Origin of the sequence: Methylobacterium sp. GXF4 (genome assembly GCF_000272495.1) — a bacterium.
Taxonomy (GTDB): domain Bacteria; phylum Pseudomonadota; class Alphaproteobacteria; order Rhizobiales; family Beijerinckiaceae; genus Methylobacterium; species Methylobacterium brachiatum.
In genome coordinates, this window is sequence record NZ_AKFK01000085.1 from 37,430 (window position 1) to 60,381 (window position 22,952).

The window sequence follows — 22,952 nt, forward strand, 5'->3', positions numbered from 1 at the left end:
CCGGACCCGCGGTGGCCCCGTTCCGGAGGCAGCGCCCAACCTCGGCCAAGACGGCTCGCACGCCCGACGCGATGGCCCGGGCCGGCCGAGCCGGTCTCGACAGAGGCGACGTCCCACGCCCGGGGTCTTTTCTGTCGTCATAAGCAGCCAATACGGTGGTTAACCACAACCACCTCTTCAGTCGGCAGCCTCGATACGACGAAAGGTGTAATTCGTCCCGGCCGACCGCGATGATAGCTCGGCTCAGTGGGATCGCCGCCCCGGCAGCCGAGCGCCGCGCGGATCCCGCAAGCACCGATCGTCGTGCGGGATCGCCTGGAATGATGGACTCTTTGGACGCGCTCGCGCTCGATGCGCCGAAACACGGGCTTGCCGGGCCGACATCGGAACCGGCCGCGATGCCGGTCACCGAGATCCGTCCGGATCATAAGCTCGTCGCCTTCGATGCCGCGAGCGTCTGGCAGTATCGCGGGTTGCTCTGGGTCCTGATCCTGCGCGACCTGAAGGTGCTCTATCGCCAGACCGCCCTGGGCGCCTGCTGGGCCATCGCCCAGCCGCTGTTCACGGTGGCGATCTTCACCGTCATCTTCGGCCACTTCGCCAAGATCCCCACCGACGGGGCGCCCTACGCGCTGTTTGCCGGAAGCGCCATCATCCTGTGGACCTACTTCGCCGAGTCGGTGCGCCGGAGCGCCACCGGCCTCGTCACCGAGGCCGAGCTCATCCGCAAGATCTACTTCCCGCGCCTGGTGATCCCGCTCGCCACCGTGGTGTCGCCGATGGTCGATTTCGCCATCGCCCTGGTGGTGCTGCTGGCGCTGATGCTCTGGTACGGGGTGGTGCCGGGCTGGCACATCGTCTTCGCGATCCCGACGCTCGCGGTCACGGCGATGCTGGCCCTCGGGGTGAGCCTCTGGCTCGGGCCGGTCAATGTCCGCTTCCGGGACGTCAAGCACACGCTGCCGTTCCTCATCCAGATCTGGATGTACGCCTCGCCCATCGTCTACGCGGCGAGCATCGTCCCGGACTCGGTGCGCTGGGTCTACGCGCTGAACCCCATGGTCGGGCTGATCGAGGCGTTCCGGTTCGCGATCCTCGGCGGAACCGCCCCAGACCTGTTCGCGCTCGCCGTCTCGGTCACGGCCGCATCCGTGCTGCTCTTCACCGGACTGATCTTCTTTCAGCGCATGGAGCGCTCCTTCGCGGATATAATCTGATGTCGATGGCGATCAGCGTACAGGATATCGGCAAGCAATACTGGCGCGCCCCGCGGGCCACGCACGAGAACTCCCTGCGCGAGGCGCTCATCGCGGGCGCGCGGGGCTTGGTGACGCGCCGGTCCGCGGCGCGCCCGTCCAGGGAGGGCTTCTGGGCCCTCAAGGATGTCAGCTTCGGCATCAAGCACGGCGAGAATGTCGGCATCATCGGGATGAACGGGGCCGGCAAGAGCACCCTGCTCAAGCTGATCTCGCGGATCGCCGCGCCGACCACCGGCAGCATCAAGCTGGTCGGCCGGGTCGGGGCCCTGCTCGAAGTCGGCACCGGCTTCCACCGGGAGCTCACCGGCCGCGAGAACATCTTCCTCTACGGCTCGATCCTGGGGATGCACCGCCAGGAGATCGCCGAGAAGTTCGACGCGATCGTTGAGTTCTCGGAGATCGGCGACTTCATCGACATGCCGGTGAAGCGCTATTCCAGCGGCATGTATGTCCGGCTGGCCTTCTCGGTCGCCGCGCATCTCGAGCCCGACATCCTGCTCCTCGACGAGGTCCTGGCGGTCGGCGACTACACCTTCCAGAAGAAGTGCATCGACTTCGCCCGGCGCCTGCAGACCAAGGGCTCGACGATCCTGCTCGTCTCACACAACATGTTCAGCGTGAAGACCATGTGCGAGCGGGTCATCTACATCAAGAACGGCCGCGTCGCCTTCGACGGCCCCACCGACGAGGGCCTGCACCACTACGAGCGGGACAGCTACCTGGCCGACGCGCCGTGGTTCAAGCCGGAGGGGGGCCACCATCCGGTGGAGATCCGGGAGGTAACGGTCGCCGACGAATCCGGGGCGCCGAAGACGCTGTTCCGGCACGGCGAGCGGATGCGGATCACGGCGCGCTACACCGCCTCGGAGCCGATCGCCGACCCGCATGTCCTGTTCTCGGTCACCCGGTCGGACGAGTTGCTCTGCTGCAATTTCAGCACGATGACCGACCGCGCCAAGCTGCCGACCCTGTCTGGGGACGGCACGATCGAGCTGCTGACGCCGCCGCTGACCTTGAACGCCGACACCTATACGGTCTCGGTGGTGGTCCGGCAGCGGGGTTTCGAGCGCCTGCTCGCCGCGCGGATCGGGGCCCGCTTCCACATCGAGCACCCGGTCTTCGCCCCCGACGTGTTCGGCGTCTTCCACATGCCCGGCACCTGGACGGCGGATCCCGCCCCGCATCGCTGAAGCCCGGAGAGCACGATGGCCACGATTGCGTCAGGGCACCACCAGGACGGGGCACGCGGCGCCGACGACGAGACCGCCCGGCGGGCCGGGCGGATCCGGTCGAACTTCTCGGCCTTCGATGCGCGGGTGCGGGAAGCGGAGCGTCGCGCGGCGTCCGGCGACCTGGAAGGAGCCGCCGTCGAGGCCGCCATCGCGGCGACGCTGGCGGCCCATCGCCATTGCGGGGTGTTCGCGAGCCCGCGCCTGGAGCGCGTGACCGCGCAGATCGGCCGGCGGCTGGAGCCGCCGGCCGACCGCGGGCCGGCCCCGGAGCCGGCGCCGTTCCGCCGCGTCCTCCACGTCTGCACGCAGCTCGCCCCGGTGGGCGGCCTGACCAAGATGCTGGCCCTCTGGATCGGCGCCGATGCCAACCGGACCAACGGGCTCGCCCTGACCCAGCACCGCGGGCCGGTCGATGCCCGCATCACCGAGGCCGTGCAGGCGAGCGGCGGCACGATCCACCACCTGAACCACCGCCAGGGCGGCAAGCTCGCCTGGGCGCGGGAGCTGCGCCGGGTCGCGCGGGACTACGACGTCGTCGTCCTCCACATCCATTGCGAGGATGTGGTCCCGCTGATCGCGTTCGCGGATCCGGCGAAGCATCCGCCGGTGCTGCTGCTCAACCATGCCGATCACCTGTTCTGGATCGGGGCGCGGATCAGCCACGCGGTGATCAACCTGCGCGAGGCCGCCCGCCGGCTGGCGCATACGCGGCGCGGCGTCGACCCGGCCCGGAGCCTCCTGCTCCCGACCCTGATCACGCTGCCCGAACGTCAGCGCAGCCGCGCCGCCGCCAAGCGTGCCCTCGGCATCCCGGAGGAGGACATCCTCTTGGTCTCGGTGGCGCGCGGCGCGAAGTACCGCAACGTCGGGCCGGTCACCTACGCGGATCGCCATGTCGCCCTGCTGGCCGCGCACCCGAATGCCCGCCTGATCGTGGTCGGCGCCGGCGCGCGGGCCGACTGGGCTCCGGCGCAGGCGGCGACGGGCGGGCGCATCACCGCCTATGCGGAGCAGGCGGATCCGCGGGTGTTCTTCGAGGCGGCGGACATCTACGTCGATTCCTACCCGTTCGTCTCCTCGACCTCGATGCTCGAGGCCGCAGCCTACGGGCTGCCGCTGGTGACGCGCTTCGAGGCGCCCGAGGCGGCCGAGATCGTGGCGATCAACCATCCGGGGCTCGACGCCACGGCCCGGGTCGCCCGCGACCAAGCTGAGTACGAGGCCCACCTGACCGCGCTGATCACCGACGCGGAGGCCCGCCGGGCTGCGGGATCCGGGATCAGCGCCGCCATCGCGCGCCTCTACGCGCCGGCGAGCTGGCTCGCCGGGCTCGACGCGGTCTATGCCGAGGCCCAGGCGCTGCCACGGCTCGCGCCGGAGTCCGGGCCGGTAACGGCCGAGATGCCTCACCTCGGCGAGCCGGACCTGCGCCACCAGGACATGTTCGGCTCGGATTTCCCGGTCTCGGGCATGACCAAGAACTACATCGGCATGCTGCCCCTTCGGCAGCGCGTCGCCTCCTGGGCGGCCCTGCGCCGGGCCGGCGATCTGTCCGGGCCCTGGGAGCGGGTGCGCCTGCTGCTGCCGGAATGGCTGGTTCGCAACGTCAAGGACCGGCCGGGGCTGCTGCGGGCCGGTTGATCGGGCGGGACCATCGCATCCCGCAAGCCGAGACCCGAGAAGCCCTACGGTTTCTCGGGTCTCTGCGTCTGTTTGGTATTCAGGCTTCGGCATGCCCGCGGGTCTCGAGCCGCCTGCGACGGCTTCGCCCGCGAGGCGGAGCGCGACAGGCGAGCCCCCCTCAGCGCGTTCCCGGCTCGGCGGCCGCGGCGAGCGGCCGGCCGGCCTGAACGACGGCCAGCAGGGCTTCGCGCAGATGCGTCGGCCGGACCGCGTCCTTGATCGCCCGGTGCGGCATCAGCCGGAAGGCGGAGAAAAGCGCGCCCGCGGCGGCGCGCCGATCGCCGCGGGCCGCATGGGCCTGGGCGCCATCCAGGAAGGCATCGTAATAGCCCTGCACGGTCGCGAAGTAGAGGCGCAGGGCCGCGAGGCGCGAGACGCCGAGCGCCGGCGCGTGCCGGCGGAAGACCAGCCGGGTGAAGTGGATCCGGCGGGCGATCAGGCTGTCGAAGGTCCCGGGCGGCCGCTGCCGGAAATGCACGCAGGGCACGGCGACGAAGCCGGCCCGGTGCCGGCGGACCGCACGGATCTGCCAATCCCAATCCTGATCGCCGAGCAGCGCCTCGTCGAACAGGCCGACGCTGTCGACCAGGCTCCGGCGCACCACCGTCGCGCCCACCTGCGGGAAGTAGCCGCTCAGCATCCGGCGCAGCAGCGCCCCGCCGTCCGCCGGGAGGTCCGCCGGCCAGGGACCGTAGACCGGCTGCAGATCCTGGGAGGTGGTGACGACCTGCCCGAAGACGATCCCGAGATCCGGCTCCGCTTCGAGCCGGCGGAGATGGGGGCGGATATGGCCCGGCTGCCAGACGTCGTCGTCGTCGAGGAACGCCACGTAGGGCGCGCTGGCCCGCAGCAGGGCGGCGTTGCGGGCGGCCCCCGCGCCGGGCCGCGCGACGGCGACGTGGAGCGCGCCGAATTCCGCCGCGGCCTCGGCGCCCGGCCCCGGCCGGCCGTTGTCGCCCACGATGATCTCGAAGGCGAGATCGGGCCCCTCCAGGGCGCGGATGCTCGCCAGGGCCTCGCGCAGCAGGGAAGCCCGATTGCAGGTGGGCACCACCACGGAGACCGTGAGGCGGGGCGCGGGCCGGATCATGTCCACTCCTCCCAGGCATCGTAGGCCCCCTTCAGGAGGGCGCCGAAGACCAGATCGTTGTCGAAATGCGTGACGAAGCTGCGCCCGACGGTCCCGAGCGGCCGCGTCTCCACGGCCTGCGCGTAGACGATCCGGTAGCCGGCCTGCTGGGCGGCGCGGGCGGCGTCGGGCGTCCAGTTCGCCGATTGCCCCAGCGGGATCGCGAAGCTCTCCGGCCGGAGGCCCAGGCGGGCCGCGATCGCCCGGCGCGAGCCTTCCAGCTCCTCGGCCGCCCGCTCGGGGCTGATCCGCCCGAAATCCGGATGCGTGACGGAATGGCTGCCGATCTCGGCGCCCGCCGAGGCCAGCGCCTCGACCTCGCGCCAGCTCAGGACCCCGCCCGGTCCGGTCCCGGGCCGGTCGAGCCAGCCCGAGACGACGAACAGCGTCCAGGGGATCGCGTGGTCGCGCAGGATCGGCTCCGCCGCCTCGAGCACGCTGCGCCAGCCGTCGTCGAAGGTGATCGCGAGATCCCAGGCCTCACCGTTGCCCTCCGCGATGGTGACGGCCGGCACGAAGCGGTAGCCGAGGCGCAGGGCCAGCTCGATCTGGTGCCGGAAGCGCCCGGGGGTGACGTCGTTGACCCCGCATTCGGGCTGTCCGACCGAGTGGTAGCAGAGGATGCGCCCGCCCGGCCTCTCGCGGCGCGTCCCGGCGACCGCCAGGGTCGCGCGCTCGCAGGCCATCCGGGCGGCCGCGACCCGTGGACGGGTGAGCCCCACGGTGCGGGCGAGGCTCTTGACCGGCCCGGGGATCATCGCAGGGCGGCGCGCAGGCCGGAAACGACCTGATCCTGCAGCGCGTCGTCCATGCCGGCATAGAGCGGCAGGAGGATCGCGTGGTCGCGCGCCCGCTCCGATTCCGGCAGGGCGAAGCGCCGGAGCGCCTCGGCGTAGGGCGGCTCCAGATGGGCGCACATGATGCCCCGGCGGGTGGCGATGCCCTGGTCGAGCATGGCCTGCATCACGGCACCCTGGTCGGCCGCCTCCGGCAGGCGGACGCAGAAGCTCTGCCAGTTGCTGCGCGAGCCCATCGGCTCGGGGGGCGGCGTCACTTCGGGCAGGTCGGCGAGCCGCGCCCGGTAGCCGTCGGCGAGAGCGCGCCGCCGGGCGATCAGGCCGGGCAGCCGGGTCAGCTGCGCGCGGCCGATGGCGGCCTGCACGTCGGTCATCCGGTAATTGTAGCCGGCGACGGTGTACTCCTCGGCGACCACCCGGGCGCTGCCGTGGCGGGCCACGTCGGACACGCTCATCCCGTGCTGGCGCCACAGCCTGAACTTGCGGTCCCATTCGGGATTGGCCGTGGTGATCATGCCGCCGTCGCCGGTGGTCAGGACCTTGCGCGGGTGGAACGAGAAGCAGGCGACGTCGCCGGCGGGCCCGCCGACCGGCCGCCAGACATCGCCCTGAAGCCGCTCGGAGCCGATCGCGCAGGCCGCGTCCTCGATCACCGGGATCCCGGAGCGGCGCCCGATCGCCACGATGGCTTCGAGGTCGCAGGGCATGCCCATCTGGTGGACGCAGACGATCGCCTTCGTCCGCTCGGTGAGGGCCGCGGCGGCGGCCTCCGGGGCCATGTTGAAGGTCGCCGGGTCGATATCGACGAAGATCGGCGTCGCCCCGCACTGGGCGATGGCGTTGGCGGTGGCGATGAAGCTGTGGCTCACCGTCACCACCTCGTCGCCGGGCCCCACCCCGGCGGCCAGCAGCGCGAGATGCAGCGCCGTGGTGCAGTTCGAGACCGCGCAGGCATGGGGGGCGCCGACGATGGCGGCGAACTCCGCCTCGAAGGCCGCGACCTGCGGCCCCTGGGTCAGCCAGCCGGAGCGGACCACGGCGGCGGCGGCCTCCGCCTCCGGCTCGCCGACATCGGGTTTCGCGATCGGGATCATGCCAGCGCCCGCCTCAGGTGATCCGAGCCGGCCTCGTCGCTCCACCAGGCCACCAGGTCGGCGAGGCCATCGGCCGCCCCGATCTCGGCCTCGAAGCCGATCAGCTCCCGGGCGAGGCTGGTGTCGCACAGGCGCCGGGGCACCGGGTTCACGGCGCGCTCGGCCTCGTGGACGAGCGGGGTGCCGTCCCGGCCCATGATCCGGGTGAGATGGCCGGCGAGATCGACGAGCGAGGTCTCCACGCCGGTGCCGACATTGAGCACCACGTCGGTGGCCGGGGCGGTCGCCGACAGGATGTTGGCCCGGGCGATGTCGCGGACATGGACGAGGTCCATGGTCTGCAACCCGTCGCCGAACACGATCGGGGACTGGCCCTCGGCCAGGCGCTGCATCCAGCGCACCATCACCTCGGTGTAGCGGCCGGTCAGGTCCATGCGCGGCCCGTAGGCGTTGAAGTAGCGCAGGGCGACGTAGTCCAGCCCGTACATGTCGTTGAACGCGCGCAGCAGGCCCTCGCCGAACGACTTGGCGGCCCCGTACAGGGTGCGGTTGTCGTAAGGGTGGTGCTTCTCGGTGGTCGGGAAGCTCTCGGCCATGCCGTAGACCGAGGCCGAGGAGGCCATCACCACCTTGGCGACGCCGGCCTCGACGCAGCGCTCGAGCAGGTCGAAGGTCGCGGTCGCCATCACCTCGAAGGCCTGGCGCGGCTCGGCGGCGCATTGCGTGATCCGCAGGGCCGCCTGGTGGAACACCACGTCGGTGCCCTTGACCAGGGTGTCCATCAGGGCCCGGTCGCGGATGTCGCCCTGGACCAGCCGGACTCGGCCCGAGCCGAGGGCGTCCTTCAGGTTCTCGGGGCGCCCGCGGACCATGTTGTCGATGGCCACGATCTCGTCGCAGCCGGCCTCGACCAGCAGGTCGATGATGTGGGAGCCGATAAAGCCGGATCCGCCGGTGACGAGGATCCGGGTCCCGCGCAGGTCGCCGCCGAAGCGGCTTCCCTTGGTAACCTCACGCAGCTTGGGCATCGGCGACCTCGCAGTAGCTCGCGACGGCCCGGCAGACGGTGTCGATCTGGCTGGTCGTCAGTTCCGGGAACATCGGCAGGGACAGGGTCCGGGCGGCCAGCCGCTCGGTGACCGGGAGGCGGCCGGTCCCGTCGTCGAGATGGCGGTAGGCGGGCTGCCTGTGGACCGGGACGGGGTAGTGGATGCCGGTGGCGACCCCGGCCTCGGCCAGGTGCTGGCGCAGGCCCTCGCGGTCGGGGGTGCTGACCGCGTAGACGTGGAAGGCGTGGTCGCGTCCGGCCGGACCGGGCAGGTCGAGCCCGAGGCCCGCGAGCCGTTCGCCGTAGGCGGCCGCCACCGCCTGCCGGGCCCGGGTCCAGCCCTCCAGATAGGGGAGCTTGGTGCCGAGGACCGCCCCCTGGACGCCGTCCATGCGCAGGTTGAAGCCGTGCCGGACGTGGTTGTACTTGCCCTGCTGGCCCCAGTCGCGCAGGCACCGCGCGGCTTCCGCGAGGTCGTCCCGGTCGGTGACGATGGCACCGCCCTCGCCGTAGGCGCCGAGATTCTTGCCGGGATAGAAGCTGAAGCAGCCGATATCCCCGATGGAGCCGGCCTTCCTGCCGCCCCGCTCGGCGAGATGCGCCTGGGCGGCGTCCTCCACCAGGGCGAGGCCGTGGCGCCGGGCGATGGCGCCGAGCGCGTCGAGATCCGCCAGCCGCCCGTGCAGGTGCACCGGCAGGATCGCCTTGGTGCGGGGCGTGATCGCCGCCTCGACCAGGGCCGGATCCATGGTCCAGTTCACCGGGTCGATGTCGACGAGCACGGGGGTCGCGCCGGCGTAGAGCACGGCCGCGACGGTGGCCACGAAGGTCGCCGAGACCGTGATCACCTCGTCGCCCGGGCCGATATCGAGGGCGAGCAGCGCGAGATGGAGCGCCGCGGTGCCGCTGCTGACGGCCACGGCGTGCCTGGCGCCGCAGGCCTTGGCGAAGGCCGCCTCGAAGGCGGTGACCGCCGGTCCGAGGACGAAGTCGCCGCTGCGCAGGACGTCGAGCACGGCGGTCTCGACGGCACCGCCGACGGCCGCGTATTGCGCCTTGAGGTCGAGAAACGGGATCACGAGGCCCTCGCAAGTGGCATGAGGTCGATCGGGTGGCCGTTCTGGCGCAGGGAGCGCATCGCGGCCTCGAGCAGTTCGACCACGCGCAAGCCGCTATGGCCGTCGGTCTTCGGCGCCTTGCCGGTGGCGATGCAGTCGACGAAATGCTCGATCTCGACGACCAGCGCCTCGCGGAAGGACAGGTGCGGCGACCACATGTCCCCGGTGCGGTACGAGACCATCAGCTCGGTGATGTCCCCGGAGCCGTCGCCGACGGTGACGCCGCGATCGTAGACCTTGACCTTCTCGATCGGGTCCAAGTCGTTGTAGACGATCATCTTCTTGCTGCCGCCGATCAGCGTCTGACGGACCTTCACGGGGGCCAGCCAATTGACGTTGATCTGCGCGACGACGCCGCGCGGGTAGAAGATCGTCAGGTGGGCCATGTTCTCGGGGCGGCCGCTGAAATGGCCGGTGCCGCTCGCCGAGATCGCCACCGGGGCGAGGTCCAGCACGTGGTCGAGGATCGCGAGATCATGGACCGCGAGGTCCCAGATCACGTTCACGTCGCGCTGGAACAGGCCGAGATTCACCCGGGTCGAGTCGTAGTAGAACACTTCGCCCAGGGCGCCGTCGGTGATCAGCTCGTTGATCTTCTCGACCGCGCCCGTGTAGACGAAGGTGTGATCGACCATGAGGGTCAGGTTGCGCTTGGCCGCCTCCTCGATCAGCAGCCGCGCCTCGAAGGCCGAGGACGTGATCGGCTTCTCGATGAAGACGTGCTTGCCGGCCCGGAGCGCGTTGATGGCGATCTCGAAATGCGAGCTCACCGGGGTCGCCACCATGACGGCGTCGATCTGCGGATCCGCGATCAGGTCGCGCCAATCCTGGTGGAGCTGGGCGGCGGGATAGCGCTTGCCCGCCCGAGCCAAGGCCGCGGCCGACTGGTCGGCGATGGCGGCGAGCCGGCACTGCTCCGTCTCCGACGTGCAGCGGGCGAGATTCGGCCCCCAATAGCCGTAGCCGACGATTCCGATGGCGATCATGTGCGTGGGTCCCCTCAAGCGATCTGCAGAGACTTGGCCGCCGAGGGCCGGCGGGAGCGGGCGCGCTTCTGGCGCGTGTCGCCGATGACCCGGGCGGGGCATCCGGCCACGATGGCGTAGGGCGGGACGTCGCGGGTCACGACGGCACCGGCGCCGACCAGGGCGCCCTCCCCGATGGTGATGCCGGCCACGATGGTGGCGTTGGAGCCGATCGCGGCGCGGTCGCCGACCAGGGTCTCGACGAGCTCCCAGTCGCCGTCGCGCTTCAGGGTGCCGTCCGGGTTGGTCGCCTCGGGGTAGCGCTCGTTGGTGAAGACCACGCCGTGGCCGACGAACACCTCCGCGCCGATGGAGACGCCTTCGCAGATGAAGCTGTGCGAGGAGATCTTGCAGCGCGGGCCGATGGTGCTGCCCCGCTGGATCTCGACGAACGGGCCGATGCGCGACCCGGTCTTTATTTTGCACCCGTAAATATTAACGAGGTCCGGGTAGAAGATACCCACATCCTGCCCAATATCGGCATCGGTTATCGGCATCCAAGCGGCTCCTTCTGCCGAACTTCTGTGCGGCAAAACTGCGCGGAGCCGTGGACGATCCGGAACCCAGGCTTTCGATACTGGTCCTCCCCCGAAAGGTGCACCGTCTCGGCCCGGGGCGGCGGGGCCCCGGGAGGCCTACCTCGAAAGGCGCAGGCGCCGGCGCCGGGCGGCGCGGCCGGCCTCCTTTTGGACGAGTCCCGGGGAACGGGGCCGCCGCGCATCATGCCGGCCGAGCTGCGAGCGAGCAGGAAGGCACGACGCGTGAAGACCTGGTCCCCGTCCGATCTCTGCGAAGAAAAGGCCCCCCGGGGCGGTGCTTCGCTGCGCAGAGCCTTCGCGGCGAGCGCGGCGCTGCTGCTGGCCTTCGCCGGATCGCCGGCACGCGCCGAATACCGGATCTCGGCCGGCGACACCCTGGAGGTGACGGCGCTCAGCATTCCCGGATTCAAGCAGGAGGCGACGGTCGGGATCGACGGCACCGTGATGGTGCCGCTGCTCGGCGAGGTGCCGGCGGTCGGGCTGACCGTGTCCGAGCTGCGCAAGGCGTTGCAGAAGGCCCTGCCGGCCAAGGCGGTGCGGCAGCGCAATGCCGACGGGCGCGAATCGATCGCCGTGATCGAGCCCGACGAGATCGGGGTGCGGATCGCGAAGTATCAGCCGGTCTACCTGAGCGGCGACGTGACCAAGCAGGGCGAGCACCCGTTCCATCCGGGCATGACCGTCCGGCAGGCGGTGGCGCTGGCGGGGGGCTACAACCTCCTGCGCTTCCGGATGGAGAACCCGGTCGTCGAGAGCGCCAACCTGCGCGCCGAGTACGACGCGGTCTGGGCGAGCATCGCCCGGGAGAGCGCCAATGTCTGGCGGCTCAAGGCGATCATCGCGGGGGCGCGCCCCGACAAGGCGGCGGCCGGTGCGGAGGCGCCCCTCAACGTGCCGCCGTCGCGGGCGAGCGTCGCGCAGAAGCTCGCCGAGCAGCAGCTGCGCGTGCAGATGTCCGACGTCTCCAAGGAGAAGGAGCACCTGCAGCGCGCGCTGACCCGCTCCCAGAACCAGCTGACCAGCCTGACCGAGCAGCAGGCCAAGGAGAAGGAGGGCGTCACCGCCGACGCCGACGAGTACGACGCGGTGCGCGCCCTGTTCCAGCGCGGCGCCGTGGTCACGACCCGCCTGACCGACGCCCGCCGGGCGGTGCTGCTGTCCTCGACCCGGGCCCTGCAGACCACGGTCCAGGTGGCGCAGCTGGAGCGGGACAAGGGCGAGCTGACCCGCAGGCTCGAGCGGGTCGACGACCAGCAAGCCATGGAGGCCATGGAGAAGCTGCAGGTCTCGGAAGACAACCTGGCGGCGCTGCGCTCGCGCCTCAACAGCATCAACGACAAGCTGGTCTATACCGGCGCCCTGCGGACCCAGCTCCTGTCCGGCAGCCGGGCGCGGGCTTCGATCGCCGTGTTCCATCCCGGCAAGGCCGGCTCCGGCAGGAGCGGCCCGAACCTGACCGACGCGGCCGAGGACACCGAGCTGCAGCCGGGCGACGTCGTGGAGGTCGTGCTCAAGCCGGATCCCGCCCTGCGCGGGATCGGCGACGGCACCGGCCAGAACTGACCCCCGAACCGACCTCGCCAGAACCGTGCGCCCGCCGCGTGAGGGAAGAGCCATGAACAAGCACTCGACCGCCGCGTCCTTCCTGCAGGCCGAGTCCCTCGGCCCGGCGCGGCCGTGGCGGGAGGCGCCGCGGGGGTCCGATCCCGAGGGCCAAGTCGCGATCCTGACGATCGTGCGGCGGAACTGGCGGTCGATCCTGACGCTGAGCGGCATCGGGCTGATCGCGGCGATCGTCTACGTCGCCACCGCCCCGTCGATCTACACCGCCAAGGCGCGGGTCTACATCGAGAGCCGGTCGAGCCCGGTCACGGCCCGCGACACGCCCGGCGCCGCGACCCCCCTGGAGATCCCCGAGGTCGAGAGCCAGGTCGAGTATATCCGCTCGGAGAAGATCGCCCTGGCCGCCGTGCGCCGACTCGGCCTGCCGCCGTCTCAGGACCTGGCGGTGCCGCCGCATCCGCTCGTGGCGAAGCTCCGCGAGGGGCTGGGCGCGGTCAAGCTGTTCGTCGGCCACCTCATCGGCCTCCATCCCGCCGCCAAGCCGGTCAGCCCGGCGAGCCCCGAGGAGCGCCAGGCCGGCACCGTCCGCGAGAACCTGGAAGCCTCGCGCATCGGCGCGGCCTACGTCATTGAGGTCGGCTACAGCCTCGACAATCCCGCCGACGCCGCCGCCGTGGCGAACGCGGTGGCGGACGCCTACGTGGCCACGCAGCTCGAGAACCGGTCGCAGATCTGGAAGGTGGCCGGCGAGTGGATCCTGCCCCGGCTGAAGGAGCTGCAGCAGCGCGCCAGCCAGGCCTCCCGGGAGGCCCAGACCTACAAGGCCGAGCACGCGATCATCGATCTCGGCAAGCGCGGCCTCGTGGGCGAGCAGCAGCTCGAGGAGCTGAACACCGCGGTCGCCTCCGCGCGGTCCAAGACCGTGGACGCCCGCGCCACCCGCGACCAGATCCACATGCTGCTGGCCTCCGACATCGCCGATCCCGGCATCACGGAGGCCTTCAAGGACACGGTGATCATCCAGCTGCGCAAGCAGTATGTCGACTTGGTGCAGCGCGCCGACGACCTGAAGCGCCGCCTCGGTCCCGACCACGACGCGGTGACGGCGATCCAGAAGGACGTGCTGGCGGCCAAGCAATCCCTGCGGGCCGAGCTGGAGCGCCTCGCCGCCTCCCTGGACCGGGATTACGAGGTCGCCAAAGCTCGCGAGGACAGCATGTCGGCGTCCTTCGACGCGCTGATCTCGAAGACGCTGGTGACCAGCGAGGCCCGGGTGAAGGCCAAGGAGCTCGACCGGGCGGCCGAGACCTACGACCAGATCTACACGAACATGCTCAGCCGCTACATCGACGCGGTCAACCAGCAATCCTACCCGCAGCCCTCCGCGCACGTGATCACCCCGGCGAGCGTGCCGGAGCGCCCGAGCGCGCCGCGCGGCGGCCTGATCGTGATGCTCGGCCTGCTGGTCGGGGCCGGGCTCGGCGTCAGCGGCGCCTTCGCGCGGCACTGGTTCGACCGGACGATCCGGTCGCCCGGGCAGCTCACCGGCCAGGGCCTGCCCTGCCTCGCCGCCCTCCCCGAGCTGCGCCGCGAGCCCGGCTACCGGGCCGCCCTGGCGCTGGCGCAGGCCCATGCCAGCGAGGCCCTGCGGCCGGCGAGCGTCGAGGCGTTCAAGGCGAGCGCCGTGCGGTTCATGCCGCAATCGGTCTTCGTCGAGCGCCTCCACAGCCTGAAGTCGCACCTGCTCGGCAACGACCGCCGCGGGCCGGTCTTCGCCATCGGGGTGACCTCGGTGGAGGCCGGAACCGGCAAGACCGCCTTCGCGAGCAATTTCGCCCAGCTGCTGGCGCGGTCGCGCTCGGCCGCCGCCAGCCGGATCCTGCTGATCGACGCCGACGTGCGGCAGGCGACCCTGTCGCGGCTCAACCAGGCGGCCGACCAGCGCGGGCTGCTCGACGTGCTCGCCGGCCGGTGCGGCACCGAGGAGGCGGTCCGCCTCCAGCTCGGCGATGTCCGCCTGCTCGCCTGCGGCAGCCTCCTGCCGGGCGACCCGCATTTCAGCGACCTGATGACCCCGGAGGCCATCGCCGGCCTGGTCCGGGACGAGCGCACCCATCTCGACCGCATCATCGTGGACCTGCCGCCGGCGGACGAGCTCCCGACCTTGCGGCCGCTCCTCGACATGCTCGACGGGGTGATCCTGGTGGCCGAGGCCGGCAAGACCGACATCGACGACGTGGTCGCCGCCGTCCACGACCTCGAATCCGCCGGCTGCACGGTGCTGGGCGTGGTGCTCAACAAGACCAACGCCACCCCGGCGGTCCGGCGCGGCACGATCGTGAACAGCCTGGTCCGCCGGACCGCCGCGCTCAAGCCCGCCGCCCCGAGCCGGCTCGCCCGCTCCTGGCGCCGCCGCCCGGCCGCCGACGTCACCGACTCGGGAGCCTCCGCGTGACGGCGCATGTCGGGTCGGATCACCCGGGCGGACGGAAGACCCCGGCCGCCCGCACGCGATCCCCTCATCCCGACCGGTCTCACATATCGGGCCGGGCAATACGCGCGCCGGACGAGGCACGGGTCCCCTCTCCCGTGCGGGAGAGGGTTGGGGTGAGGGACCAGGTTTCTCCGGAGAGGGCGCACCCGCCGCATCGCCGTTCGAAGGGCAGCGGGCCGACACTCTCATACCCTCTCACGGCCAGGGGCCTTGTCGGGATGGCCGGTGTTGGGTGCGCCACGCCATGACACGGACCCATCCTGAAGCGGCGGCGCCCGGCCGGGTCGCGTTCTTCGGCCATGACCGGATCGAGCCGACCATCCGGAAACGGGTCGGGGCCATCCGGGATACCGGCTGGTCGGTGGTCGAATACATGTTCGTGCGCGCCCGGGCCGGCCTCCCCGATCCCGCGGCCTCCGCCGACGTGGTCCCCCTCGGGCAGACCGTGGACCGGCATTACGGCAAGCGGCTGCCGCTGCTCGCCCTGGGGATCGCCCGGGCGCTCACGCGCTGGCGCGACCTGCGCGCGGCCGACGTGGTCTATGTCCGCAACCTCGACATGGCGCTGGTGGCCTGGGCCTCGGCGCGGCTCGCGGGCAGCCGCGCGCCGCTGGTCTACGAGGTGCTCGACATCCAGCGGCTGATGGTGCGCCCGGACCGGGTCGGGCGGATCGCCCGGGCGGTCGAGCGCTGGATCCTGGGCCGCAGCGCGCTGCTCGTCGTCAGTTCGCCGGACTTCGTGACCCGCTACTTCGCGCCGGTCCAGGGCTTTGCCGGTCCCTGGCACCTGCTCGAGAACAAGGTGATGGCCCATCGCCTCGCCGCGGTGGCGCACCGGCTGGAGCGCCGCCGGGTCGCGGGGCCGCCCTGGGTGATCGGCTGGTTCGGGACGCTACGCTGCCGCCGGAGCCTGACCATCCTGGCGGCGGTGGCGCGGGCGCTGGGCAATTCGGTGCGGATCGTCATCGCGGGCCGGCTCTCGGAGGAGGATATCGACCCGCAGGATTTCGCCGCGACGCTGGCCCGGCATCCGAACATGACGTTCCGCGGCCCCTACGCCAATCCGGGCGAGCTGCCCGACATCTACGGCGGCGTCCATTTCAGCTGGGCGGTCGATTACCTGGATGACGGCCTGAATTCCGACTGGCTGCTGCCGAACCGGCTCTACGAGGGCGGGTTGTGCGGGGCGCTGACGCTCGCCCGCGCCGACACCGCCACCGGCCGCTACGCCGAGACCGAGGCGCTCGGCTGGGCGTTCCCGGAGCCCCTGGAAGCGTCGGTGATCGCGTTCCTGCGCAACCTCGACGCGGAGACCTACGCGCGCATGCAGGCCGGCCTCCTCGCCTGCGAGACCACCCGGTTCGTCGACACCCACGGCATGCGGGATCTGCTGGCGCGGGTCGCCTGACCGGCCGTCGCGACGCGGGGGAGCCCAGCCTCTTCCTGGGCTCGGAAAGTCCCATGTCGCGTCGGGCAGATCGCGAACGGCCCCCTTCCTGTGCGGGTGGGCGGATTCACCCATCGTCGACGGCGTAAGGCGCGGGTCCCCTCTCCCGTGCGGGAGAGGGACAGGGTGAGGGAAGTGCGCATTCCGGAAAGACCTGGCCCCTCACCCCAACCCTCTCCCGCACGGGAGAGGGGGCCTGCCGCGTCTTTCACAGAGCGACATGTAAACTGCATAGCCCACACGGCGACCTGCACCTCCCGCGGCCCTGCGCGGTTCCCGGAGGCCGGACAGGCGAGGTGCGCGCTGGACTCCGGCCCCGATTCGCCGCCGATTCGCAACCGAGGGCCCGGGAAGGCTCCGACGCGTGGATTTCCACCCTCGTGCAGTACCCGGACTACCGATACGCCACGAAATCTGATCTTTAGGTGGCAATGCGCCGATACCGTCCTGTATCGGAATATTCCGACACGGATATGCAAAACAGCTCCGCTAAAACCGATTCCGGCGACTGAATTCGCGCCACGAAACGGCACGGCACTCCAGCGAAAACACCGGGGCCGCCGCAGCGACAATATCGGCTTAAAAAGCCTTCGCTCGATTACAGAGATACGAGTCGTCGGCGCCAGTGGACAGTGAGGTGCGCCGAAAGACTTGAGAAATGGACAGCAAGATCTGGCGGCGGCGCCGCGTCCGATTGGACGATCCCCTACGTACGTAGTTTGTGACTGTTTTGAGTTGCGTAGAAATTTAATCAAACGAGCGCAGATAGGGTATTTACAGCCGATTTTACGAAAGTTAGCATTATATCCGCGGTCATCGAGAGCCACTTATAGGGCACCCAATAGACCGCTATCCGCCAGTGTCACGCCGATGGCGATTTCATTGGGTTCCCACGCCCTCGTCTGACAATGGGCTTCCTGCGAAAGGAGGTAACTTCTTATGGCCAGTCTTGGTACTCGAGACGAGCGCGTCATCGTCGAGCGAAACACTCTCCAGAGCCGTGGCGGCTTCCCGGGGGTGCAGGGCGGTGACGGTCCGGCCGTCATCGAGCAGCGGGAGCCGATCCTGGTCCGCGCGAACCGCATCGTGATCATCGATCGGCGGCAGCTCGTCGGTCGATGCCTGGCCGCCTCCCTGCGGGAGGCCGACAAGGACACCGTGTTCGAGGTCTTCCCGGACATCGAATCCTGGAAGCGCCAGACGCCGTTCGCGGCCGCCCACGTGGTCGTGCTGTGCCGGCCGGATGGCAACCTCTCGGAGACCGAGTGGGCCGAGATCAGCCGGGAGCTGGCGCTGTTCCAGGGCGAGGCGGGCGCGCCGCCGGTGGCGGTCATCTCGGACGGGGAGAACCTCGACCAGATCGTGCGGACGATCAAGCTCGGGGTGAAGGGCTACATCCCGACCACGACCTCGGTCGACATCGCCCTGCAGGCGCTCCAGCTCGTCCAGGCCGGCGGCGTCTACATCCCGGCGGAATGCCTGTTCCCGCTGCTCGCCAGCATCAAGGTCGAGGCGCCGGTCGAGACCGGCGAGGACGAGATCTTCTCCCCGCGCCAGCTCTGCGTCGCCCGGGCGTTGCGCAAGGGCACGCCGAACAAGATCATCGCCTACGAGCTGAACATGTGCGAGAGCACGGTGAAGGTCCACGTCCGCAACATCATGAAGAAGTTGAAGGCGAAGAACCGCACCGAGGTCGCCTACCTGACCAACAAGTACTTCCTGCGCGAGGATTCGAGCCTCGCCACCGTGAAGGCCCCGGCGGCCTGATCCGCCCCGACCCGGACCCGACACCACAGAGCCGTGCCCGATCCCCGCGATCGGGCACGGCTCTGTGGCGTTGGCGGACCGCCCCGATCCGGCGACCGGGGCGGCCGGCTCAGCCGGCGGCGACGAGGGGCCAGCCCTGCGCGGCGGGGGCGGTCCGGGGCTCGGCGGGCTCCGCGGGGCGGCCGACGCTGGTATAGGCGAAGCCGTGCAGCCGGGCGTCCTCGGGCCGGTAGACGTTGCGCAGATCCACCAGGATCGGCGCCCGCATCGTGGCGCGCAGCCGCGCCAGGTCGAGCGCCCGGAACGCGTTCCACTCGGTGACGATCACCAGCGCGTCCGCCCCCTCCGCGCAGGCATAGGGATTCGGCGCGAAATCGACCCCCGGCAGGAGCGGCCGGGCCTGGTCCATCCCCTCGGGATCGTAGGCGCGGACCGTGGCGCCGGCATCCTGCAGGCCGGCGACGATCGCGAGGGCGGGCGCGTCGCGCATGTCGTCGGTGTTCGGCTTGAAGGTCAGCCCCAGCACCGCCACCGTCTTGCCCCGCACCCCGCCGCAGGCCCGGATCACCTTGCGGGCCATGCCGCGCTTCCTCTGGTCGTTGACCGCCACGACGGTCTCGACCAGCCGCAGCGGCACCCCGGCATCCTGGGCGGTCTTGACCAGAGCCAGCGTGTCTTTGGGAAAGCACGAGCCGCCGTAGCCGGGACCCGCGTGCAGGAACTTGCCGCCGATCCGGTTGTCGAGCCCCATGCCGCGGGCGACCTGCTGGACGTCGGCGCCGACCTGCTCGCACAGATCCGCCATCTCGTTGATGAAGGTGATCTTGGCGGCGAGGAACGCGTTGGCGGCGTATTTCGTCAGCTCGGCGGTGCGTCGCGAGGTGACCAGGATCGGCGCCTGGTTGAGGTAGAGCGGCCGGTAGACCTCGCGCATTACCGCCTCGGCCCGGGGATCCTCGGTGCCGACCACGATGCGGTCGGGGCGCTTGAAGTCGGAGATCGCCGCGCCCTCGCGCAGGAATTCGGGGTTCGACACCACGGCAAATTCGGCGTCCGGCCGGATCTCGCGGATGATCCGCTCGACCTCGTCGCCGGTGCCCACCGGCACCGTCGATTTGGTCACGATCACGGTGAAGCGGGTCAGCGCCCGGGCGATGCTGCGGGCCGCCTGATAGACGAAGGACAGGTCGGCGAAGCCGTCGCCGCGCCGCGAGGGGGTGCCCACCGCGATGAACACCGCATCCGCATCGGCAACCGCCGCCTCCAGGTCGGCGACGAAGGACAGGCGGCCCTGTCGGACGTTCTTGGCTACCAGGGCGTCGAGTTCGGGCTCGTAGATCGGGATCGCCCCGGCCTTCAGCGCCTCGATCCGGTCGCGGTTGCTGTCGACGCACACGACCCTGTGGCCGAAATCGGCCAGGCACGCCCCGGAGACCAGCCCGACATAGCCCGACCCGACCATCGTGATGTTCATGCTTGCCTCGCCCCATCGCGAATGCCCGGAGATGGCTCGGTCTACGGCGAGGCCGCGGCGGCGGCACCTCAGGCGTTAGGCGTAGGGGCGGTCGGCGGGACGGGGTAGGCCGCCGGCGCGGTCCGGCCGGGCGGCCCGGGCGCGCCGAGGACCGCTGGCGGCCCGGCGGGATACCTCGCTTGGCTTAGGGCGGGCGGATCCCGCCCGGTCCGAGACGCTCGCGCGCGACCGGCCAGCCTAAAAGCTAAGTCTTTTTCGCCCCTTTTAGGGCTGGATACGGGAGGGTTTAGGCGACCAGGATCGTCGGGCCGAACTCTCTCGGGACTTTGGCCAGGGAGAGTCCATTTGGCCGCACGCTTCTACTTCGAGCTAGCCAACGCCGAGATCACGTTCCACGACACGACCGGCGTCGAGGCCGCCGACCTCGCCGAAGCCCTGCTCGAGGCGCGCAGCGTGATCGCCGAGATGGCCGACGAGATCGCCGAGGCGCCCGCGGGTCTTCCCTGGACGCTGCTCGTGCGCGACGAGGCCGGATGGCTCGTCGGCCGCCTGCCGGTCCGGAAATGACCGGCCGGGCGTTTACAGGTTGTTAACCCTTCGTCCGGAGGATCGGGAAAGCCTTCGATCACGGGCAGCCATGGCCAGACCGATTTCCTCGCCCTCCCGGGATCTGCGCGCCGCCGCGCTGGCGGATGCAACCGCCACCGACATGGCCGGCGCCGCCCAGGCCCTGGCCGCCGGCGATCCCGAGACCGCCGAGGCCTTGCGCGCGATGGCCCGGCACAACCGGATCCTGGCGCTCAAGCTCCGGGCGCTGCAGGGCACGACGCCGGACCGGATCGGCCTGGCACGGATCGCCTGAATCCGCGCCGTCGCGAGGCTCGGGCGAGCCTCGCGACGGCGCGCCGCCACGCGCAGCGGATTTCCGCCGCGGGCTGCGGCGGGCGGACCGTGATTCCCTCGCCTCGCAGGGAAGGCACGGACTCACAGCGTGCCGGGAGCGGTGCGGGCGTCCTCACACGAGCGGACCGGCGGATCCGCCCATCCCACCCCGGTCACGCCGCCCGCATGGTCGCCAGGAAGCGATCGACCTCGGCCGAGAGGCGCTCGGACTGATGGGACAGGCCGGTGGCCGCCGAGAGGACGTTGCCGGCCGCCGCGCCGGTCTGCTCGGACACGTCCGCGACCCCGACGATGTTGCCGGTCACCTCCTTCGTCCCGGCGGTCGCCTGGGCGATGTTGCGCACGATCTCCTGCGTCGCCGCGCCCTGCTGCTCCACGGCGGCCGCGATCGAGCTCGCCACGCCGTCGATCTCGCGGATCCGCTGGGTGATCGTGCCGATCGCGCCGACCGCCTCGCCGGTCACCCCCTGGATCCGGCCGATCTGCTGGCTGATCTCCTCGGTGGCCTTGGCGGTCTGGCCGGCCAGTTCCTTGACCTCGGCGGCCACCACGGCGAAGCCGCGGCCGGCCTCGCCGGCGCGGGCGGCCTCGATCGTCGCGTTGAGCGCCAGCAGGTTGGTCTGGGCCGCGATGGCCGAGATCATCTGCATGACGTCGCCGATCCGGCTGGCCGCGGCGCTCAGCTCGGCCACCAGGGCGGCGGTCTGGTCCGCCTCGCTCACCGCCTTCTGGGCCAGGTCGGTCGAGCCCTGCACCTGGCGGCCGATCTCCTGGATGGAGCTGCCGAGCTGCTCGGTGGCGGCCGCCACCGTGGTGACGTTGACCGCGGCCTCCTCGGCCGCCGTCGCCACCGCGCCGGACCGGCTGCCGGCCTCCTGGGCGATGTCCTTCATCACCCGGGCGGTGGCCTGCAGCTCGGTCGCCGAGGACGCGACCTGCTCGACGATGCCGGCGACCGCCTGCTCGAAGCTCTGGGCCAGGTCCAGCCGGGCGCGTCGGCGCCCGGCGGAGGCGGCGATGTCGGCGGCCCGCTTGCGCTCGGCCTCCTCGGCGGCGCTGCGGGCGACGCTCACCTTGATGCCCTCGACCGCGCGCCCGACCGCGCCGATCTCGTCGCCGCGCTGCGCCTCCGCGATGGTGGCGTCGATCTCGCCCTTCGCCATCCGCTGCAGGACGGCGACGAGGCTGTCCAGCGGACGGGTCACCCCGAACACGATGATGAAGGCCGAGAGGCCCAGGGCGATGAGCAGGCCCGCCGCGGCCGAACCGATCAGCACCACCCGGGCCTGCCGGGCCCCGGCCTCGGTGGCGTTCTTGCCGTCGGCGAGCCGGGCGTCGACTCGCCCCTCGTAGACCCGGGCCGTGTCGTCAAACCGCTTCGCGATCGGCTTGCTGGCGACCATGGTCAGCTGGGTCGCCGCGGCCCGATCGTCCTTCAGCGCGAGGGCGTTGGATTTGTCGAGGACGTCGTAATACTCGCGCGCGATCGTCCCGATCTCCACCAGCAGATCCCGGACTTCCTTCTTCAGGGACCCCGCGGCGAGCGTCTGGATGTTGTCGGCAGTGCGTTTCACCGCGTCCCGATAGGTCTTCTCGAACTCCGGAAGCTCGCTGGCCGGCTGACCGATGATGAGGTTGCGGTTCATCAGGCCCGCCGTCTGAAAGTCCTGGCGCACCTCGGCGAACGCCTCCAGCCGCGCGACATAATAATCCACCAGAACGTGATTACGCTCTGTAATGTCGCCCAGCATACTGAGGGTATAATAAATCGTTCCGACGCTGACGAGGGCCATGATCAGGAGAGGGACGGACATCTTGTACGCAATTTTGCATCGATCCAAGATCCGCATCTGGATAAAAGCTCCAACTTTATGGTCAGCCCGCTATAAAATCCCCTGACGAACTTAATCAAGTGGCTTGACACAAAGATTTGTTCCGAATCAATATGTCGTTGACGCTGGAAACTGAATCGGATCCCGGGATTTTATTTGTCTCCGCCATGCCACTTGCGGATGAATTACTCGGCGAAAACCGGGATTTATAGACGAATCGCAGCAACCATGACGACCGTCCGGAACGACAATGCCTGCCCTGCCGACCGGCCGATCGCTGGGGGTAACGCGCGCACCGACGCGGCGCCGCGTGCATCGCGTTCGGCGGCGGGCAGGTCGGCGACGGGGCGTCGACGCGGCGTATCGCCCGAATGTCCCGATCCGTCGGGCCGCAGCGCCGCGACGCGTCGCGGCGCGCCCATGCGCAGCCATCGCAACCGAAGCAATATCCACCCCGGCGATGGGCGCCAAACTCCCGGAAACTCAATAAAAAACGCATCAACTTGTGCTTTTTATTGATTGTTCGCGACCGGACAGACTGGTAGATT

Annotated in this window: 18 protein-coding genes; 9 read left to right on the forward strand and 9 right to left on the reverse strand. The window is 70.5% G+C overall.

Annotated features, from left to right (window positions below):
* Window positions 1-320 precede the first annotated feature (320 nt).
* Genes WYO_RS23810 through WYO_RS23820 form a run of 3 tightly spaced genes read left to right on the forward strand, consistent with a single transcriptional unit; the run spans window position 321 to window position 4,132 of the window.
* A complete protein-coding gene (locus tag WYO_RS23810; RefSeq protein WP_007567397.1) occupies window positions 321-1,217 on the forward strand; it encodes an ABC transporter permease in 897 nt (298 codons plus the stop codon).
* Window positions 1,217-2,449 carry an ABC transporter ATP-binding protein gene (locus WYO_RS23815; protein ID WP_007567399.1) on the forward strand — a complete coding sequence of 411 codons (1,233 nt, stop codon included), beginning with the start codon at window positions 1,217-1,219 and terminating at the stop codon, window positions 2,447-2,449. The genes WYO_RS23810 and WYO_RS23815 overlap by 1 nt, the downstream gene beginning before the upstream one ends.
* Before the next feature lie 15 nt (window positions 2,450-2,464).
* Window positions 2,465-4,132, forward strand: coding sequence for a glycosyltransferase (locus WYO_RS23820; RefSeq protein ID WP_007567401.1), 1,668 nt, complete (start codon window positions 2,465-2,467; stop codon window positions 4,130-4,132).
* Between the two features lie 160 nt (window positions 4,133-4,292).
* Here the strand turns inward: WYO_RS23820 and WYO_RS23825 are convergent, their stop codons facing one another.
* From WYO_RS23825 to WYO_RS23855, 7 genes are read right to left on the reverse strand one after another with little or no spacing between them, the layout of a single operon-like run.
* Window positions 4,293-5,264, reverse strand: coding sequence for a glycosyltransferase family A protein (locus WYO_RS23825; protein ID WP_007567403.1), 972 nt, complete (start codon window positions 5,262-5,264; stop codon window positions 4,293-4,295).
* Window positions 5,261-6,061 (reverse strand): polysaccharide deacetylase family protein, encoded by an 801-nt coding sequence (locus WYO_RS23830; RefSeq protein WP_007567405.1) that lies wholly within the window; start codon window positions 6,059-6,061, stop codon window positions 5,261-5,263. The genes WYO_RS23825 and WYO_RS23830 overlap by 4 nt, the downstream gene beginning before the upstream one ends.
* The gene (locus tag WYO_RS23835; RefSeq protein WP_007567407.1) at window positions 6,058-7,194 is read right to left on the reverse strand and encodes a DegT/DnrJ/EryC1/StrS family aminotransferase; all 1,137 of its coding nucleotides are present in this window, start codon (window positions 7,192-7,194) and stop codon (window positions 6,058-6,060) included. Before WYO_RS23835 ends, WYO_RS23830 begins: the two co-directional genes overlap by 4 nt.
* On the reverse strand, window positions 7,191-8,222 hold the full coding sequence (locus WYO_RS23840; RefSeq protein ID WP_007567409.1) for an SDR family NAD(P)-dependent oxidoreductase: 1,032 nt from the start codon (window positions 8,220-8,222) through the stop codon (window positions 7,191-7,193). The genes WYO_RS23835 and WYO_RS23840 overlap by 4 nt, the downstream gene beginning before the upstream one ends.
* On the reverse strand, window positions 8,206-9,321 hold the full coding sequence (locus tag WYO_RS23845) for a DegT/DnrJ/EryC1/StrS family aminotransferase (RefSeq protein WP_007567410.1): 1,116 nt from the start codon (window positions 9,319-9,321) through the stop codon (window positions 8,206-8,208). Before WYO_RS23845 ends, WYO_RS23840 begins: the two co-directional genes overlap by 17 nt.
* On the reverse strand, window positions 9,318-10,346 hold the full coding sequence (locus WYO_RS23850; protein ID WP_007567413.1) for a Gfo/Idh/MocA family oxidoreductase: 1,029 nt from the start codon (window positions 10,344-10,346) through the stop codon (window positions 9,318-9,320). The genes WYO_RS23845 and WYO_RS23850 overlap by 4 nt, the downstream gene beginning before the upstream one ends.
* A gap of 14 nt (window positions 10,347-10,360) precedes the next feature.
* On the reverse strand, window positions 10,361-10,882 hold the full coding sequence (locus WYO_RS23855; protein WP_007567415.1) for an acyltransferase: 522 nt from the start codon (window positions 10,880-10,882) through the stop codon (window positions 10,361-10,363).
* Window positions 10,883-11,146: 264 nt separating this feature from the next.
* Here WYO_RS23855 and WYO_RS23860 point away from each other — a divergent pair, with 264 nt between their 5' ends.
* The 4 genes from WYO_RS23860 to WYO_RS23875 all read left to right on the forward strand — a co-directional run bounded on the left by WYO_RS23860 (window position 11,147) and on the right by WYO_RS23875 (window position 18,195).
* The gene (locus WYO_RS23860; protein WP_007567417.1) at window positions 11,147-12,487 is read left to right on the forward strand and encodes a polysaccharide biosynthesis/export family protein; all 1,341 of its coding nucleotides are present in this window, start codon (window positions 11,147-11,149) and stop codon (window positions 12,485-12,487) included.
* Between the two features lie 52 nt (window positions 12,488-12,539).
* Entirely contained in the window at window positions 12,540-14,942 is a 2,403-nt protein-coding gene (locus tag WYO_RS23865) for a polysaccharide biosynthesis tyrosine autokinase (protein ID WP_007567418.1), read from the forward strand.
* Between the two features lie 283 nt (window positions 14,943-15,225).
* Window positions 15,226-16,389 (forward strand): hypothetical protein, encoded by a 1,164-nt coding sequence (locus WYO_RS29115; protein WP_007567420.1) that lies wholly within the window; start codon window positions 15,226-15,228, stop codon window positions 16,387-16,389.
* 978 nt (window positions 16,390-17,367) lie between these two features.
* Window positions 17,368-18,195: a response regulator transcription factor gene (locus WYO_RS23875; protein WP_007567422.1), complete on the forward strand. Its 828-nt coding sequence runs from the start codon at window positions 17,368-17,370 to the stop codon at window positions 18,193-18,195.
* 109 nt (window positions 18,196-18,304) lie between these two features.
* Here the strand turns inward: WYO_RS23875 and WYO_RS23880 are convergent, their stop codons facing one another.
* Window positions 18,305-19,669 carry a UDP-glucose/GDP-mannose dehydrogenase family protein gene (locus tag WYO_RS23880; RefSeq protein WP_007567424.1) on the reverse strand — a complete coding sequence of 455 codons (1,365 nt, stop codon included), beginning with the start codon at window positions 19,667-19,669 and terminating at the stop codon, window positions 18,305-18,307.
* 345 nt (window positions 19,670-20,014) lie between these two features.
* Here WYO_RS23880 and WYO_RS23885 point away from each other — a divergent pair, with 345 nt between their 5' ends.
* Both WYO_RS23885 and WYO_RS23890 read left to right on the forward strand, forming a co-directional pair.
* Window positions 20,015-20,236, forward strand: coding sequence for a hypothetical protein (locus WYO_RS23885; RefSeq protein WP_007567426.1), 222 nt, complete (start codon window positions 20,015-20,017; stop codon window positions 20,234-20,236).
* 70 nt (window positions 20,237-20,306) lie between these two features.
* On the forward strand, window positions 20,307-20,531 hold the full coding sequence (locus WYO_RS23890; RefSeq protein ID WP_007567428.1) for a hypothetical protein: 225 nt from the start codon (window positions 20,307-20,309) through the stop codon (window positions 20,529-20,531).
* Between the two features lie 193 nt (window positions 20,532-20,724).
* On the opposite strand, the gene WYO_RS23895 is transcribed toward WYO_RS23890, so the two are convergent.
* Complete coding sequence (locus tag WYO_RS23895) at window positions 20,725-22,386, reverse strand: HAMP domain-containing methyl-accepting chemotaxis protein (RefSeq protein ID WP_244424287.1); 1,662 nt, start codon at window positions 22,384-22,386, stop codon at window positions 20,725-20,727.
* Window positions 22,387-22,952: the final 566 nt, after the last annotated feature.